This window comes from Stenotrophomonas sp. 05N37 (assembly GCF_056397365.1).
Map to the genome: position 1 here is coordinate 1,016,169 of NZ_JBFTNG010000001.1, position 17,546 is coordinate 1,033,714.

General features: G+C 65.3%; 12 protein-coding genes. 2 read left to right on the forward strand and 10 right to left on the reverse strand.

Features of this window, described 5'->3' with window-relative positions; all coding sequences use genetic code 11:
• Positions 1-6: 6 nt before the first annotated feature.
• Genes AC1DGC_RS04440 through AC1DGC_RS04455 form a run of 4 tightly spaced genes read right to left on the reverse strand, consistent with a single transcriptional unit; the run spans position 7 to position 3,102 of the window.
• Complete coding sequence (locus AC1DGC_RS04440) at positions 7-540, reverse strand: pilus assembly protein PilP (RefSeq protein WP_259206497.1); 534 nt, start codon at positions 538-540, stop codon at positions 7-9.
• On the reverse strand, positions 537-1,223 hold the full coding sequence (locus AC1DGC_RS04445) for a type IV pilus inner membrane component PilO (RefSeq protein ID WP_259206498.1): 687 nt from the start codon (positions 1,221-1,223) through the stop codon (positions 537-539). Before AC1DGC_RS04445 ends, AC1DGC_RS04440 begins: the two co-directional genes overlap by 4 nt.
• On the reverse strand, positions 1,220-2,044 hold the full coding sequence (locus AC1DGC_RS04450) for a PilN domain-containing protein (RefSeq protein ID WP_478047292.1): 825 nt from the start codon (positions 2,042-2,044) through the stop codon (positions 1,220-1,222). The genes AC1DGC_RS04445 and AC1DGC_RS04450 overlap by 4 nt, the downstream gene beginning before the upstream one ends.
• A complete protein-coding gene (locus tag AC1DGC_RS04455) occupies positions 2,044-3,102 on the reverse strand; it encodes a pilus assembly protein PilM (protein WP_345780465.1) in 1,059 nt (352 codons plus the stop codon). The genes AC1DGC_RS04450 and AC1DGC_RS04455 overlap by 1 nt, the downstream gene beginning before the upstream one ends.
• A 223-nt stretch (positions 3,103-3,325) precedes the next feature.
• Here AC1DGC_RS04455 and AC1DGC_RS04460 point away from each other — a divergent pair, with 223 nt between their 5' ends.
• Positions 3,326-5,752 (forward strand): penicillin-binding protein 1A, encoded by a 2,427-nt coding sequence (locus tag AC1DGC_RS04460; protein ID WP_394161287.1) that lies wholly within the window; start codon positions 3,326-3,328, stop codon positions 5,750-5,752.
• A gap of 326 nt (positions 5,753-6,078) precedes the next feature.
• Positions 6,079-6,723: a hypothetical protein gene (locus tag AC1DGC_RS04465; RefSeq protein WP_394164550.1), complete on the forward strand. Its 645-nt coding sequence runs from the start codon at positions 6,079-6,081 to the stop codon at positions 6,721-6,723.
• Here AC1DGC_RS04465 and AC1DGC_RS04470 read toward each other — a convergent pair.
• The 6 genes from AC1DGC_RS04470 to AC1DGC_RS04495 form a co-directional block, all read right to left on the reverse strand.
• Positions 6,708-7,574, reverse strand: coding sequence for a hypothetical protein (locus tag AC1DGC_RS04470; RefSeq protein WP_478047293.1), 867 nt, complete (start codon positions 7,572-7,574; stop codon positions 6,708-6,710). The two genes, AC1DGC_RS04465 and AC1DGC_RS04470, sit on opposite strands and share 16 nt — an antisense overlap.
• A gap of 74 nt (positions 7,575-7,648) precedes the next feature.
• Positions 7,649-8,476, reverse strand: coding sequence for a hypothetical protein (locus AC1DGC_RS04475; protein WP_478047294.1), 828 nt, complete (start codon positions 8,474-8,476; stop codon positions 7,649-7,651).
• The gene (locus AC1DGC_RS04480) at positions 8,470-8,901 is read right to left on the reverse strand and encodes a hypothetical protein (RefSeq protein WP_394164553.1); all 432 of its coding nucleotides are present in this window, start codon (positions 8,899-8,901) and stop codon (positions 8,470-8,472) included. The genes AC1DGC_RS04475 and AC1DGC_RS04480 overlap by 7 nt, the downstream gene beginning before the upstream one ends.
• Positions 8,902-8,986: 85 nt before the next feature.
• Complete coding sequence (locus AC1DGC_RS04485; protein ID WP_478047295.1) at positions 8,987-15,613, reverse strand: ESPR-type extended signal peptide-containing protein; 6,627 nt, start codon at positions 15,611-15,613, stop codon at positions 8,987-8,989.
• A gap of 99 nt (positions 15,614-15,712) precedes the next feature.
• Complete coding sequence (locus tag AC1DGC_RS04490; protein ID WP_478047296.1) at positions 15,713-16,429, reverse strand: pilus assembly protein; 717 nt, start codon at positions 16,427-16,429, stop codon at positions 15,713-15,715.
• A gap of 23 nt (positions 16,430-16,452) precedes the next feature.
• The gene (locus AC1DGC_RS04495; RefSeq protein ID WP_394164599.1) at positions 16,453-17,538 is read right to left on the reverse strand and encodes a CfaE/CblD family pilus tip adhesin; all 1,086 of its coding nucleotides are present in this window, start codon (positions 17,536-17,538) and stop codon (positions 16,453-16,455) included.
• Positions 17,539-17,546: the final 8 nt, after the last annotated feature.

Sequence of the window (17,546 nt, forward strand, 5' to 3'; positions counted from 1 at the left end):
AATCAATCATTGATCTTCAAGCGCAAGCGATGCAGGCCGTTCCAGCCAGCCGCCCGCGCCATCCGGCACCAGTTCAATCAGTTCGATCCGGTCTTCGAAGACCCCGGTCACGCGGCCGTCGCTCTGCCCCATGTACACGCCTGGACGCACCCGATAGGTGACCTTGTCCGGCGCCATCACCAGCGCGACCAGCCCGCCCCCGTTGCCGATCGAACCCACCATGTCCAAGGCATCCAGCGGGAAAACTTCCAGCGGCTCCTTGCGACGGTTCGGATCGGGACGCAGCCCCGAGCCGCCCTGTGGATTGGTCCAGGCATCCGTGAACGGATCGCGCATCCCCTGGGCGGAGTATTCAAACGTTTCGAACTGCTGCATCACCGGCAGGGGCTCCAGCGGCGGCGCCGGACGTGCACGCACGTCCTCCACCCACTTGGCCAGGTTCGGTGCATCGCCCGGGGTACTGCTCACCCCGCGCGCGCAGCCGGCCAGCAAGGCCAGCGCCAGCAGTCCACAGATCCGTGCGGTCATCGCCAGGCTCATTTCCGGCCTCCGGACTTGGACTTCTTGTCTTTGGCGTCTTTGGCGGCGGCTGCCTTTTCCTGCGCTTCCATTTCCAGCTCGTCCAGGTAACGGTAGGTCTTGACCGTGCCGGACAGCTCCAGCGCACCGCTGCGCGCGGTGATGCCGGTCTTGGGGTCCTTGGGCTTCAGGTTGATGTCGTGCATGGTCAGGATGACCACGCGCGGCAGCGAGGCCACGCCACTGACGAACGCACCGAACTGGTGGTAGCTGCCCACCATGCGCAGGGCGATCGGCTTCTCGGCGTAGAACTCCTTGGGCTGCTCGGCACCGGGCTGGAACAGTTCATTGACCAGGCCGCTGGACAACGCAGTCTGGGAGATGTCGATGATCAGGTCCGGCATTTCGGTCTTGCTGGGCAGCTGGCGCAGCATCTGCTGCAGCACCTGCTCCATCTGGCTCAGCTGCTGCTTGAGCGGCTCCAGGTTGACCGCACGCCCCTGCTCCTTCTCGAACTCGGCGCGCAGGCCGGATTCGGTACGCTCCAGGCCGGCCAGCTCTTCACGCTTGCCGCTGATCAGGGCGAACCAGGCCAGCAGCACGATCAGGGCCGACAGCAGCACGCAGAACACCACCTTGGCCTTCTGCGGCCAATTGCCGATGTTGTTGAAGTCCAGCTCTTTGAGGTTGATCTTCTGGCTCATGCGGCCCCCTTCTGCGGCGTACTGGACGCCGCCGGTTGTGCGGGTGCGGCGGTCGGAGCGAGACGGCTGCCGCCGGGCTTGCCGGGCGGAGCGGCCGGATCGGTCGCAGGTGCGGTGGCCGGAGCGGGCGCGGTGCCCGGCGACAACGGCGCCACCGGCGCTGCGGCGGGATTGGCGGCCGGGTCGGTCGTCTCCGCAGGAACGATCACGCTGCCATCAGGCGCCACGCCATCGACCGGTGCGCTCTGTGCCGGCAGCGTCACCTTGACCACGAACATGTACGGCAAGGCGCTGATGTCGGTGACAGGACCCGCGGTGCCCGCCTTCTGGTCAGGCTTCTTGGCTTCGATCACCGACAGTTCCGGCTTGCTCATCCAGCCCGAGCTTTCCAGGTTGCGCATGTACGCGCTGACCCGGGCGTTGGACTGGGTGCGGCCTTCCAGGGTGAGGATGTCGCCTTCCTGCTTGAGCGCGGTCAGCACCACCCCGTCCGGGATCGTGCGCACCAGCGCGTCGAACAGGTGGACCATCTGCGAGCGCTTGGCCTGCAGCTCCTCGATCACCTTTTTGCGCGCCAGCAGGCGATCCTTCTGGCGGTCAAGCCGGTCGATCTCCTTGTTCTGGTCCTTGACCTTGGCGATCTCGGCGGTGAGGAAGCTGTTGCGCTCGGCCTGGCCGCTGACCTGGCGGTCGTAGTAGAACCAGATCATCAACGACAGCAGGACCCCGCCGATGGCGGCGAAGCCGAGCATGCCGTAGAAGTCGCGCTGGCGTTGCTTGCGCCGCTCGGCGCGCCAAGGCAATAGATTGATTCTTGCCATCAGTCAAAGCTCCTCAGGGCCAGACCGGTGGCAATCATCAGCGCCGGGGCGTCCTGGGCCAGGGCATGCGCCTGCACCTTCGGACCCAGCGTCATCTGTGCCAGCGGATTGGCCACCACGGTGGCCACGCCCAGCTGTTCTTCCACCATCTCCGGCAGCCCGGCCAGCGCCGCGCAACCACCGGCCAGCACGATGTAGTCCACCCGGTTGAATTCACTACCGGCGTAGAAGAACTGCAGCAGACGGCTGATCTGCTGGACCGTGGCTTCCTTGAACGGCTCCAGCACTTCCATTTCGTAGCTTTCCGGCAACCCGCCCTGGCGCTTGGCCAGGCCGGCCTCCTCGTAGGTGAGGCCATAGCGGCGCATCACCTCGTCGGTGAGCTGCTTGCCACCGAACACCTGTTCGCGGCTATACAGGCTCCGCCCGCCGCGCAGGACGTTCAGGGTGGTCATGGTGGCGCCGATGTCCACCAGGGCCACCACGCCGTCGCTGGCGATCGGCAGCTCGCTGGCGACCAGGGCAAAGGCGTTTTCGACCGCGAAGGCCTCCACGTCCATGACCCTGGCGGTCAGGCCGCCCAGTTCCAGCGCCGACTGGCGCAGCTCCACGTTCTCCGACCGCGACGCCGCCAACAGCACCTGGACCATCTCCGGGTTGTTGGGGATGGCGCCCAGCACTTCGAAGTCGAGGTTCACTTCCTCGATCGGGTACGGGATGTAATTGACCGCTTCGAGCTCGACCTGGGCTTCCATGTCGTTCTCGTCCAGGTCGGCCGGCATCGGGATCAATTTGGTGATCACCGCCGAACCGGCCACGGCCGCGGCGGCGTGCCGGGCCTTGGTACCGGAACGGTTCACGGCGCGCCGGATAGCCTCTCCGACAGCCTCGACCTCAACGATGTTCTTCTCCACCACCGCATTCGGCGGTAGTGGTTCCACAGCGTAATGTTCCACGCGGAAACGATTGCCACTGCGGGAAAGCTGCAAAAGCTTTACTGCAGTCGAGCTGATGTCGACGCCAATAAGCGGCGACTGGCTTTTTGGGATAAGCCCCACGGTTTCTCCCCTGCCGACGGGCACTTGGACGCAGAACCTGCGCCCGCGCATTAATAACGTTTTTTTAGCAAAGCGCAACCGTTCGCGGCAAAACGTGCACTACGACACGTTTCACACGTCCCCAAACGATGATCGACCTGCTCTCCCCAGGAACGGCCCCAGCCGTTCCCTTGCGTAATCTATACTCTGCGGCCACGAAATTCGCAATCGGAATCTGTCACTGATGACACGCTTTCGCCGCTGGCTGCGCTGGTTGCTGGTCGCCTTCCTGGTCCTGGGCCTGATCGGCGCCGCCGTCGCAGGTGGCCTCTATTACGCTGTTTCCTCCAAGCTTCCGGACGTGCAGAGCCTGCGCGACATCGAGATGCAGGAGCCCATGTACGTCTATGCCAGCGATGGCAAGCTGATGGCGGTGTTCGGCGAGTCCCGGCGCACCCCGATCACCATGAAAGAGGTCCCCGAGCGCCTCAAGCAGGCCTTCCTGGCCACCGAGGACGCCCGCTTCTACGAGCACGGGGGCGTGGACTACAAGGGCATCGGGCGCGCGGTGTGGCTGCTGGCCACCACCAACGACAAGCGCGTGCCGGGGGGGTCCACCATCACCCAGCAGGTCGCCCGGCAGTTCTTCCTGAGCTCGGAGTACAGCTACACCCGCAAGCTGGCCGAGATCCTGCTGGCGCGCAAGATCGAGTCCGAGCTGAGCAAGGACGAGATCTTCGAGCTGTACCTGAACAAGAGTTTCTTCGGCAACCGCGCCTACGGCGTGGCCGCTGCGGCCGAGTTCTACTACGGCAAGAAGCTGGGCGAACTGGACCTGGACGAGATGGCCTCGCTGGCCGGCATCCCCAAGTTCCCCTCTTCGGGCAACCCGATCAGCAACCCCGAGCGCGCCCGTGAGCGCCGCGACTTCTACGTACTGCAGCGCATGGCCAGCCTGGGCTTCATCTCCCAGGCCGAGGCCGACGCGGCCAAGGCGGTGCCGATGCACGCCAGCGCGCACGAGCCGCCGGTGCAGGTCGACGCGCCGTACGTGGCCGAACTGGTCCGCCAGGAAATGATCGCCCGCTTCGGCGGCGACGTGGTCAACAAGGGCTACCACGTCACCACCACCATCAATGCCGAACTGCAGACGGCGGCCAACATCGCCGTGCGCGATGGCCTGCGCGTGTATGACCACCGCCATGGCTGGCACGGGGTGGAGCAGCATTTCGACGTGCCCGCCGACGCCGACGCCAAGGCCCTGGCCGCCAAGCTGGTCGGGATCCCGTCCCAGTCCGGGCTGCTGCCGGCGATCGTGGCCTCGACCGCTGCCGACGGCAGCGCCACGGTCGTGCTGGCCAACCGCAGCGAGCTGGTGCTGCCGGTCGCGGCCAGCCGCTGGGTCAACAAGGCCCCGGCCAAGCTGCTGACCCGCGGCGACCTGGTCCGCGTGCGCGCCGGCGAGAAGGAAGGCGAGTGGCTGATCGACCAGATCCCGCGCGGCCAGTCCGCGCTGGTCTCGCTGGATGCCGAAAGCGGCGCGTTGAAGGCGCTGGTCGGCGGCTTCAGCTTCTCCGGCAACAAGTTCAACCGCGCCACCCAGGCGCGCCGCCAGCCGGGCTCCAGCTTCAAGCCCTTCATCTACGCGGCCGCGTTCGACAAGGGCTTCAACCCGGCCTCGATCGTGCTCGACGCGCCGGTGGTGTTCCGCGACCGTCGCGGCAAGACCTGGTCGCCGCAGAACGATGGCGGCGGCTTCCGTGGCCCGATGCGCCTGCGTGAAGCGCTGGTGCAGTCGCGCAACCTGGTCTCGGTGCGCCTGCTCGATGGCATGGGCGTGGACTACGCGCGCAAGTACATCAGCGAGTTCGGCTTCGCCGAGGCCGAGCTGCCGCCCAACCTGTCGATGTCCCTCGGCACCGCCTCGCTGACGCCGCTGTCGGTGGCCCGCGGCTATGCGGTGTTCGCCAACGGCGGCTCGCGCGTGGACACCTGGGTGATCGACCAGGTCACCGACCGTGACGGCAACCTGGTGTTCAAGGAAAACCCGGCCATGGCCTGCCGCGAGTGCGCCGGTTCCAGCGGCGGCGCCCCGGTCAGCCAGGTCGTGGACGGCTTCAACTTCGGTGCGGCTGCGGCGCCGGCGCCGGCGGCGACCGCGGCGGCCAAGCCGCAGCAGCCGGTCGAGGCGCCCAAGCCGGTCAACCCGGATGCCAAGGTGGCCCCGCGCGCGATCGATGCCCGCACCGCCTACCAGCTGGTGTCGATGATGCGCGACGTGGTCCAGCGCGGCACCGGTACGGCCGCCAAGGTGCTTGGCCGCGAGGACGTGGGCGGCAAGACCGGCTCCACCAACGACCACCGCGATGCCTGGTTCTCCGGCTTCGGTGGGCCCTACGCCACCACCGTCTGGGTGGGCCGCGACGACTTCCGCTCGCTGGGCTACCGCGAATACGGCGGCAAGGCAGCGCTGCCGATCTGGATCGACTACATGCGCGTGGCGTTGAAGGACACCCCGGTCGCCAAGAACGACCCGCCGTCGGGCATGGTCCAGGCCACCCTCAACGGCGCCACCGAATGGGTCAAGGTGGAAGACATGGACAAGATCGAGGACTTCAGCTTCGACACCCATGTGCAGCAGGCCGACGACGCCGCCTTCGACATCTTCTGATTCCCCCGTGCCGGGTACGCCCCGGCACCCGGAACGAGCACAGGCCGGGCAATGCCCGGCCTTTTTGCTTCGCCGGCCGCGCCATCGCCACTGCACGCAATCCCCGACCGCACCGTAGAGCCACCCCACGGGTGGCTGCACGCAATCCCCGATCGCAGCGTAGAGCCACCCCATGGGTGGCTGCACGCAATCCCCGACCGCACCGTAGATCCACTCCATGGGTGGCTGCACGTGATCCTTATCGCAGGCGCAGCCATGGGGTGGCTCTACCCCGTTGTCACATCGCCGGTGTACATTGCCGTGCAGGTCGCCCAGGAGTTCCGGTCATGCATCGAGCCCGTCAGCATGCAGCCACCCAGACCCGCGAGCGTCGCCACCGGCTCGCCCACGAAGCGGCCCGGCTGATGGCCGAAGGCGGCATCCGCGACTACCACCAGGCCAAGCTCAAGGCCGCGGCCCGGCTGGACATCCACGACGACGCCTCGCTGCCGCGCAACGCGGAGATCGAAGATGCGCTGCGCGAGTACCAGCGTCTGTTCGCCGGTGCCGACCATGGCAGCCAACTGCGCCAGCGCCGCGAAGCCGCCCTGCGCGCGATGGAGTTCCTGCGCGGGTTCGCGCCGCGGCTGTGCGGCCCGGTGCTGGACGGCACCGCCGACGCCAACAGCCCCGTGCAACTGCAGGTGCACAGCGACGACGCCGATGCGGTGCAGCGTTATTTCGACGAACACGGCGTCCCGGCCGAATCGCGTACGCGCCGCCTGCGGCTGGACCGCGAGCGCGTACTGGATGTGCCGGTATGGGTGTTCAGCGCCGAAGAGCTGACCTTCGATATCGCCGTACTGCCCTACGACGCGTTGCGCCAACCACCGCTGTCGGCGATCGATGAGAAGCCGATGCGGCGGGCATCGGCCGTGCAGCTGCGCGAGCTGCTGGCCGAAGCTGAAATCGAGGGCTATCTCGCCGGTTGAGCGGGAAGCGGTGGCCAGCGCAACAGGCGGCGCTCGGCTGCGGTGACCGGCAGCCCTGTGTAGAACGCATCCAGGAATACATTCTTGTCGGGCGTCGTACCCATCATCCTCGCCAAGGTGGCCTGCGGGCTGGCGTTGGCCATCAGCGTGCGCAGGTCGCTCGCCGCCATCGTATGCGCGCTTTCCGGCAACCGGTAGCGGACCAACGGCGCGGGCGCGGCATCCGCGGTCCTGGCCACCGCTTCCTTGAAGTTCTCCAGACCCTTTGCTGGCGCCGGCCGTGCGCGCCGCTTCACCATCCGGGCGAACATCAGCTCCGAGAATATCCACGGCGAACCGATGTACGCCTTGCCCTCCACATAGTCCTCAACCCGCACCGCCTTGCTTTCCAGGAACATCAGCAGCTCGGTGTTGTGGATCATCCGCTGCAGGGCGACGTTGAGGATCATGTAGATGTTGGCTGCGGTGCGGACCGTCCGCTCGTAGTAGTACGTATTGGGCTTGCCCGGGATCGGAGAGCGCGCCTTGTCTACTTTCAACAGCAGGTCATACACGTCGCCCCAGATGCAGGAATCGACGAAAACCTTCATTCCCAGGCGCTCCAGCGTCACCGCCAGCTTCACCACCGCATCGTGGTCCTGATGCGTATGCGACAGAAAGACATCGGCATGTTGCACAGGAAACAGGTGACCGGCGATGCTCTCGGCGTCAAGCATGTTGTCCGCGCCGGCCAGGTAATCAGTGATGTCGGTGGTGAGGCCCTTGTTACGTGCCTTGAAGGCATCAATGGCGCTGTCATCGACGTCAAACGACAGTGCATCGAAGCCGGTAATCTTTACGTCGAGCAACATTCAAAGCTCTCCAGGCCAAAAAATCCAGATACAGGGCATGCGTTCATCCCCGTCGCAGCGACAACAAGGATTGCCTACCTCCACCCCAACAACGCTTTCTCCGCGTCGCTCAGCGGCAGTTTCCGGTACAGGTGGTCAAGGAACACCGGGGCATCCTGCCAGTACGCCGACGGCGGAAAATTGGACATATCGGCCATCGCACGCAGCAGCACATCCCACTCCAGCGCATGCGAGGAGGCCGGCGTGCGGAAGCGCGCCACGCCGTCGAACGTCTGGACAGGGGCATGGCCCTTGAATGCCTCCAGCGACGGACGGACCCGGCCGCGACGCGCCACATGCCGGGCGAACATCAACTCGGCGAACACCCAGGGCGAGCCGATGTAGCGGGTGTCGCCCACGTAGTCCGCAACCCGCACCGCGTCGGTCTCCAGGTACAGAAACAACTCGCAGCCATCGATCATGCGTTGCAGGGCCGCATTGAGGATCATGTAGACGCTGGCGGTGGTCCGCGTTACCCGGTGGTAGTGATAGTGGTAGGTGCCGGGCGCACTCCCCCGCGCGGAGAAGCGGTCATCGACTTCCTGCAGCAGGGCATAGACATTGCCCCACACGCACGAATCCACGAACACCGTCAGCCCCAGGCGCTCCAGCGCTACCGCCAACTGCATGACCTGCTGGCGGTCGCCCGAGGCATGGGAGAGGAAAACATCGGCATGCACGGTGGGAAACAACTGCTGCTGCACGGTGTCGGCGTCGAGCAGGTTGTCTTCACCCTGCAGATAGGCGCCCAGATCCACCAGCGGCTGCTTGCCGCGCCGCTCGAAGGCGGCTACCGCCGCCGCGTCCACGTCCATCGGCGGCACTGCGAAGTTGCGGATGGTCAGGTCCAGCAGCATCAGCATTGCCCTCGCGCCGCCAGGACAATCACGATGCATGCGGCGACCAGCGCGCTATGGAAGGCCAGCACCGCAGGACGGCACAGTACCGTCCACAGGGGTTCGCGCATGCGGCTCAACCGGGCCACGTCGATGCGCAGGCCAAGCGTCTCCGCCAGGGGCTGGTCGGCGGCATGGTTGTACAGGGCGATGAACGCGCGTTCCTGCTGTAGGAAATACGCATGAAACACCATGAACAGCGCGCCGGGCACGATGAAGAGTGCCCAGTGGAACTGCACCCGCTCGCCGAGCGAACAGGCCAGCAAGGCGGTCATGACGGCTACGTTGCCGGCCTTCATGGTCGAGGCACTGCCCGCGAGGCGGTTGATGATGCCCTGGAGGATGTTGAGATACCCCAGCCGCAGCGCGATCTGGTCGGGAATGTGGTGCATGGAAGCGTCTCCGGCGGGGCGGCGCGAACCGCCACGCGATGCAATGGGGAGGCAGGGCTCCAGCGGGGAGCCCTGCCCCTCGTGTTTACCAGCCGATGCCCACGCCCACGCCCACGGTCTTCTCGCCGCTGTTGGTGAACGCCCCATTGAGGCTGAAGGTGGCCGAGCCACGCTCGTTCATCACCCGCTGGTAGCCCACCGCCAGGGCCGATTCGCCATCGGAATGGCCCACACCCGCGCCGAGGCGGTTGTAGGTATTCAGGCCGGCGGTGTTCATCGCCATCGCACTCTGCGCGCTGCTCATCGCCGCCATCCGATTGAAGCGCTTGTCCATGCCATCCAGGCGCTTGTTCAAGCCTTCCACCGCCAGATCGGTGTACTCGTTGGACTGGGTGAGCACATCATTGAGCTGGCGCACATTGACCGCATCGGTATCGGCGGTGCCCTTGGCCACGTGGCGGATGCTGCGCTCCTTGCCCTCGCTGCCCACGGCCACGGCATTGTCACCCTCGGTCTTGACCACCGGCTCGGGCGTGTCGACCTTGGCCACCGGGGTTTCCACCGGGGCCGGGGACGGCGCCGGCGCAGTCTCGCTGGTGGTCACCGGTGCATCGGCGGACATCGCCACCGGTGCGCCCATCCGGCTCATCATCGCGACCGGCTCGGCGCCGCGCCCTTCCAGGGTGTCGATCTGCCCCTGCAGGTTCTTCTGCACCTCGTACAGCTGCCCGCCGTTGACCGCATCGCGGCTGCCGGAGGCGATCAGGCCGTTGGCCACGTTGCCCAGGACCATGCCGTGGGCGCCGCCCAGGTTCAGGCGACCGGGGCCGTCGGTACGGGCGGTGGGGTCTTCCTGGAACAGGCGGTTGAAGTTGCGATCCAGCGAGGCCAGCGACTTCTCGTTGTCCGCCACCGAGGTATCCAGCGCGGTGAGCGCATCGCCGACGGTGCGGTACTCGCCACCCTGCACGTTGAACGACGGCGTGACCGGGTTGCCGTTGGCATCCACGCTGCCACCGAAGACCGACGCGATGCGCTTGAGCTGGCCGACGGTGGCGGCGTCGTGGTTTGCGGTGCCGTTGGCTACGTTGACGATGCGGCGTTTGAGAGTGTCGTTACCGACAGACACGGTGTCTCGCTCGGTTGTGACTGACCTGTTGCCAAGTGCTACACCTCCCACCGCATTATGATCGACAACGCTTTTCGCACCAATTGCGAGACCTGAGTCTGCGGATACGCGAGTACCCGTACCGAGGGCAAATCCTTCTACACCGTCCTCAGAGACATATGAGCCCCGGCCAAGCGCCACTGAACTGGTCGCTGCCGCGATTGCGAAGCTGCCGATCGCGAGAGCGCCATTCGCGGAAGCCTCGGCGCTCCCCCCAACAGCTATACCGTATTCAGTTGCGAAAGCAGCACTTCCCTCAGCGTTGTCGCCTAGAGTGAAGAACTCGTTCCGCTTTTCAATTCCGGCTATCCGTGAGTTTGTTGCAAACAACTGCCCACCGTTCACAGCATCCTTGCTCTCCGCCGACGAGATATCGCCCGCCCCCACACCGGCAAGGCGCGTGCCACCGAAGTCGAACACCGGTCCGCCCTCCGTCATCAAGCTACGTGCGGTGCGCGGCTGCATCCCATCCAGTGCTGCGCGCAGATCGGAAATCTCACTGCGGTTCTCGCCCACCTTCTGGTTCGTGGCATGCAGCTGCCCACCGTTCACGGCGTCACGGCTGCCTGCATCAATCCGGCCGGCGGCCACATTGCCCAGCACCATGCCCTGTGCACCGCCCAGCGCCAGACGGCCTGCGCCGTCTGCGCGCGTGCTGGCTTCTTCCTGGAACAGCCGGTTGACATGGTTGCCCAGCGCGTCGATGTCGGAGGTGGTTGTGGTGATGGCGGAATCAAGCGCCAGAAGCGCGGAGCCGACATTGGCATGCGTGCCTAGGCTCAATACGTACCCAGGGCGCGTCACCGTGCCGGACGCGTCTACCGTCGCGCCACCGCCCAGCCCATCAACTGCCTCCCGAAGCTGTGCGACTGTAGTAGCGCTGTCGTCCCGCGTGCCGCGGCCCACGTTGACGATACGCCGCTTCAGACCGGTAGCTCCGTCATTACCGATGGATAGGCTGTCGGCTTCAGTGGCAATTGAGCGATATCCAAGAGCAATACTATTAGTAGCCTCAGCCTTGACTTCACTGCTTGTGCCCAGGGCGACGCCGTGCGTCACCTCAACCAGCGACCTCGTGCCGAGTGCAAATCCACCATCTGCCCCCCGCTGAACATGGGCGGCTCGCCCCAATGCAACCGAGTTGCTGGCCTGCGCTTTCGAGAAGCTGCCCACTGCTGTCCCACCTTCTCCTTCAATCGATGCCTCCGCGGAATCACCGATCGCTACCCCGCCCCTACCGGCGCTTGCCGCTTCGCTGAACGCGTCAGAGGATACAAAAAGGAACCGATGCTGTTCCTCGAGACTGTTAACGCGAGTGTTCGTTGCAAACAACTGCCCCCCATTCACCGCATCCTTGCTTCCAGCATGGCTGATATCCCCAGCCGACAGCCCGCTGATCCGCGCGTTGTCCAGATCCACGATCGTGCGATTTTCATTGAACGTCACCGCGCCTTCCAGGTCCGGCACAAAGCCCTCAAAGTCACTGCGCAGTGCCGCAATGTCGTCGCGGTTCACGCCAATGTTGGCGCGGTTGGAATCGATGCTGGTGCGATTGGTCGCGATGCCGGTCCGGTTGGTATCAATGCCGGTGCGATTGGTTTCGATCCCCGTGCGATTGGTTCCGATCCCGGCGAGGTTGCCTTCGATGCTGCTGCGGTTGCCATCGATCTTCTCGGCATTGGCCGACACGGCGGCCGCCTGGGCGGCAACCAGATCGTTGGTGGTCTTCAGCTGGCTGCCGGTGATGGCTTCATTGCTGTTGTTCGCCACGAGACCGTCGGCCACATTGACGATCTTGCGCTTGGTGGTAGCGTTGCCCACCGATACCGCATTGCCCGACGCGGCGACCGAACCCTGGCCCAGGGCGACGCCATTGCTGGCACCCGCCTCCACCTTGGCCCCGGCACCCAGCGCGACGCCACCCTTCGAACCGGCATCCACGACGGTGCGGTTACCCATGGCGATGGCGTCGTCTGCTGCGGCATCGGCCATGGTGCCGAGGCCGACGGCATTGGTACCGGCCGCCTTGGCCCGGAAGCCAACGGCATTGCTGTGCGAGCCGCCCGCCTGTGCTTCGTAACCCATCGCGTTGGCATTGCTGCCCGCTGCGGTCGCACTGGCGCCAATGATGGCCTTGGCGCTGGCGATCCGCTGAAGGGCCGCCGCGGCATCGCCCTTGGCGCCATCAGCGGTGCTCTGTGCTGCTACGGCCTTTGTGTCGGCTGCAGTCACCTTGCCATCCGTGGTGTGGAGTTGCTTGCCCGTCACCGCGTCCGTACTGGTCGCCGTCACTGCGCCGTCGGTCAGGCCCGAGATCGTCCGGGTCTGGTCGCTCTTATTGCGCACATCCAGCCCACGGCCGGTGTTCTCAGCACCCAGACGCACGCTGCCGTTTGCCGCGGTCTGCTTCACCAGGCTGTTGGCCAGATCGGCACCGGTCTGGGCTTTGGCCGCTGCGGTTGCGGCCGCCGTGGCCGAGGTCTGTGCTGCCACGGCCTTGGTGTCGGCAGTGGTCACCTTGCCTTCGGTGGCGTGCAGCTGGCTGCCGGTCACCGCCTCCGTGCTGGAGCTGGTCACTGCGCCGTTGCTCAAGCCCGTCAGAACGCGGTTGGCATTGGCCTGGTTGCGCACGTCCAGACGGTTGCCGGTGTTGGTAATGCCCAGCCGCACCGTGCCATTGACGGCGGCTTCCGAGACCAGCCCCTGCACCTTGGTGACGGCCTGGTTGGTGGCAAACAGCTGATTGCCGGTCACCGTCTCCGAACTGCCGGAGGCGACCAGGCCATCGTCCACGTTCACGATCCTGCGCTTCATCGTGGCACTACCCACCGACACCGTGTTGCTCACCGTCGCGACCGATCCGGTGCCCAGTGCTACGGCTCCGCTGGCGTTTTCATCCACTTTGGCATTGCGGCCGAGCGCCATGCCCGCTGCGGAGGTCGCCGCAACGGATGCACGGTCGCCGAAGGCCAGCGAGTGTTGGGCTGCGGCATTGGAAACAGAGCCGATGGCTACCGAGCTGGAGCCGCTGGCGGTGGCCTGATAGCCCACCGCGCTGGCGTAGGAGTTGCTTGCGGAGGCCTGCGTACCCATCGCCGTTGCCTGGGCATTGGAGGCATTGGCCTTGTTGCCCAGCGCGATGGCCCCGGTACCATTGGCGACCGCGGAGACACCCCCCGCCAGGGCATTGGCCTGCGAAGCGCTGGCAGATTGACCCAAGGCAACCGCGCCGCTGGTCATCGCCTTGGCGCCTGCGCCAACCGCCACGGCAGAGGAGCCCACGCTTTCCGCGCCAGTGCCCATTGCCGTGGCGTTGGCCCCGGTCGCCTTTGCGTTGATGCCCACGCCCGTGGCATCGGTGCCCGTGGCAACGGCGCCCTTGCCCAGCGCTGTCTGCGCGCTGGTCAGCTTGGCGGCCGTGGTGTTGGCGGTGGTGTTGGCCGTGTTGGCCGTCGTGGTGGCGGTAGCGGCGGCCGTCTTGGCGGCATTGGCGGTGGTGTTCGCCGTGGTCGCGGTGTTTCCTGCGGTAACCGCCTTCTGGTCGGTGCTGTGCAGCTGCCCGCCGGTGACTGCTTCCTTGCTGCCTGCCGCCAGCGTGCCGTCAGCGACGTTGACGATCTTGCGCTGCAGCGTGCTGCTGCCCACAGACACGGTGTTGCTGACCGATGCCACCGACCCGTTGCCAAGGGCAATGGCGCCGGTTGCTGTGGCGTTGACGGTGGCTTTGTAGCCTATGGCAATGGAGGTATCGGCCGTTGACGTGGCCTGCGCGCCGAGCGCGACAGACATCTTGCCGGCGGCGGCAGTCTCGTAGCCAAGCGCCGTAGCGGCGTCGCCGCTGGCCTTGGCCAGTTTGCCCATGGCGATGGTGCCGCCGCCTGTCGCTGCCGCTTCGTAGCCAATGGCAGTGGACGTGCTGCCCGTTGCCTTGGCTTTGTGGCCCAGCGCTGCCGAGTACTCCTTTGAGGCCTGCGACTCCAGGCCGATGGCGACCGCCGACCAGCTTTCTGCTTTGGCAGCATTGCCCAGTGCAACGGCGTTGCCTCCGGTGGCGCTTGCATCCTTGCCGAGCTGCACCTGGGCACCGGCCAGCCTTTGATGGGTCGCAAACAGTTGATTGCCGGTCACCGCCTCCGAGCTACCGGCTGCAACCAGACCATCAGCCACATTGACGATACTGCGCTTCACCGTCGCATTACCGACCGACACTGAGTTTCCCACCGCAGCGACTGAGCCATTGCCCAGCGCCACCGAACCCGCTGCATTGGCGTTGACCTTGGCACCGCTCCCCATGGCAATGCTGTTGGTCGAGGTGGCATCCACCTCGGCGCGATTGCCAAGACTCACGGCACCGTTGGCGGCGCCCTTGGCCAACGTGCCGATCGCCACGGCATTGGCGCCGGCGGTAGTGGCGTTGTAGCCCATCGCATTGCCGTATGTGCCCGTGGCCGAGGCCGCATAGCCGATGGCGGTGTCGGAGGTGCCAGAGGCCACGGCGCCCTGGCCGATCGCTGTGCGCTGACTGGTCAGCTTGGACGAGGTGGCGTAGAGCTGCTTGCCGGTAACCGCATCGGTGCTGCTTGCGGTCAGCGCTCCGTCAGCAACATTGACGATCTTGCGTTGTGAGGTTGCGTTACCCACCGAGACGGTGTTGGCTACCGTCGCCAAAGAGCCGTATCCCAGCGCAACGCCCCCGCTTGCGGTCACACCGGCATTCCTGCCCAACGCAACGCCGTCGATGCCGCCGGCCGTGACGGACGCGCGGTCACCCACGGCGATGGAATGGCTGCCAGACGAAACGGCATAGGGTCCCATCGCAATGGAGCTGTACCCCGCGGCCTTGGCTTCATTACCGATTGCGGTGGTGTAGTTCTCGGAAGCAACTGCCGAGACGCCCATCGCAATGGATTGCGCGCCCGAAGCGACAGAGGAGGTGCCGGCGGCCAGCGAATGATTGCCGTTCGCCATAACATGGCTGCCGATCGCGGTGGACGACGAGCCACCAGAACGGCTTCTGTAGCCGATGGCCGTACCATCGGGTTTCAGTGCATTTGCATACGAACCAAGGGCGGTAGCGCCGCGGCCCTGGGCGACGGCCAGGAAACCAAAGCCACTGGCCTCGCTGCCGCTGACATAGACCTGGTTCCCGTAACCGGTGGCATACCCGCCACCTACCGTGGCCCGCGAGCCGAGCACGATGGAATGATCGCCGCTCAGCGTCGCGTTTTTATATGACGTATCGGAGGTGATGGCATTCTGATAGTGCGTACTGAGGATGCCCGCGACGGCTCGCGGTGCGATGCCCTGCGCTGCGAACGGCGACATGACGGCTTCCGGCACCACGGTGAACCGCGACTGCCCTTCGGCATCGTCCACAGCGGGATCGTCCGCAGCCATGACCGGCAGCGAAAGCACCAGCGCAACAGCGGCGGTTGCAACGGCGCGTGCGCCACTGGCGCGCTTGCCGCGGCCCTTGGTGTTCTCGCTGGCGACGGTCCAGCAGCCTAGGGCAGTGTTCCAGATAAGGCGGTAGATTCGATTCACGGCAGAAGCTCCATGGAGTGGAAGGGAATGTCAGGCAAAGCGCTGCCGCCCACGGCCGATGCCGTGGCTGCAGGTGGAGATTCGGGGTGACGCCTGCGGCTACGGCGTCAGCGTGCGGGTGTAGTTCTTGTAGCCCTGATAGCTCAGACGGTAGGAAACAATGAGCTGGACCTGCTGCCCGGGATCGAACGGCAGCGCCATTCGCGCGCCCGGATACAAGCTGCGCTCCAGGGTGTGCTCGGTGCAGTGTCTCGGGGCCGTGCAGGCCTGGATGTGGGTGACGCCCAGACGAACGTTGCCGATGTTGTGCAGCTCGTTACCGTCGATGCGCATATCCGGCACTGGCTGGGCAGGAATGACATGGACCAGGGCGCCCCAGATCAGGCTCACGCCCACATTGGCCGTCGGCGTTTCAGTCGCCTCGTCGGTGGTTTCCTCCTGCGGCGGCGGGACGCCCTCAAAGTAGACGCGGTAGGGCGTCTCCTGGCGGACCGATTCCAGCGAGATCACCCGCACCAGGCGGTTGCCGCCGCTGGCCAGCACGAACTTGCCGGGGGTGACCACCACGCCGTCCTGGTTGCCAGGACTCACTTCAACCTCTTTTTCCTCCGGCGTGCCGGGCTGGTCCAGACGCAGCACCCGGGTCTGCACGTACTGCACTTTGCTGGTCTGCGAGTACACCCGGATCTGGCCCGCGCGGCCGTCGTGCACCGGCAGCCGCATCGGGTGCACGGTGAGATTGGCCTGCGCGGGCGCGGCGACGGCGGCGGCCAGCAGGAGAAGAAGCGCCCTCAGCCGGGCGGTGGCGCTGTTCATTGCGGTGTCTCGGTTGGAAGCCATCACGGCGTGGTGGTGGGAACGTTCATCAGGATTCTCAGGTTGCCCGAGTAGTAGCCGTTGGCCTTGGTGGAGGCATCCACACGCGGCATCTCCAGCGTCAAGGGCGTGGGCACGCAGTACACGGGCTGGGACATGCCGGGCAGCACCACCAGGCGCAGGTCAGCGGTATCGATGCCGCTCAACGGCTGCAGGCGGCCGTTTTCCATCGAAATCGGTACGCCGGCGTGCTGCAGTTGGATCTTGTAGTCCAAGCGGTCCCGCTCTTCACCGCCGCCGCCCTCATGCCAGACGGAGAACCGGTCAAGCGGTCGTCCAGGTGCTGCCCGGCCAGAATCGCTGATCGTTACTTCCAGATAGTTGCTCTGCGAGCCCAGACCGTCATAGAGGCACATCTCCAGCTCGCGCTTGCCCGCGATGGTGGGCGTCGGGAACGGGTTGTACTTCACGTTCAAACCGACGTGCGGCGTAGCCTGGTCGTACTCGGGGAAGTAGATGCTGACGCGATCGTGGTCGGTAATAACGAGTTCGAAGGTGAATGTCTGTGACGCCAATGCCATCCCTTCCTTTTGCATCTGCAACTCCAGCTTGGCATCCCATTTACCAGCGACCAGCTTCAATAGCTCCGCGGATTCCAAGGTCAGTTCCGCACCTGTCCCAACTGGCGGGCTGCCCAAACAGTCAGGCCCAACTGACGTCCACAAAGGGAATTGATCATCTGCCCAGTATTCGAAGTAGCAGCTTCTAACGCCATCGATCCGGGTCAGGAATCCGCGGACATTCAGATCGGTAGTTAGTCCGCTTCTGCGCTCTGTGAAGCGCAGAGGCACCGAGCTAACGTAGGCATTTGCTTCTGAAGTGTCTGCCGTGGGGCACTTACCTCTTTCCGAATCTGATTGCGATTTGCAAACTAGGTAGATAGCACCGAGACCTTCGCTCGCCGCATAGCTGTGGCCGAGGATAGTTCGACGAGGCAGGAGAACTTGGTCACCTGGAACTGCCGAGCGGTCGAAGCTCAGTGCAATCCTTTCATGTCGATCACTGGGTAAGACCTCCGGCGGACGTTGTGCGGCTGCCTCAAGGGGCATCCCTAGAA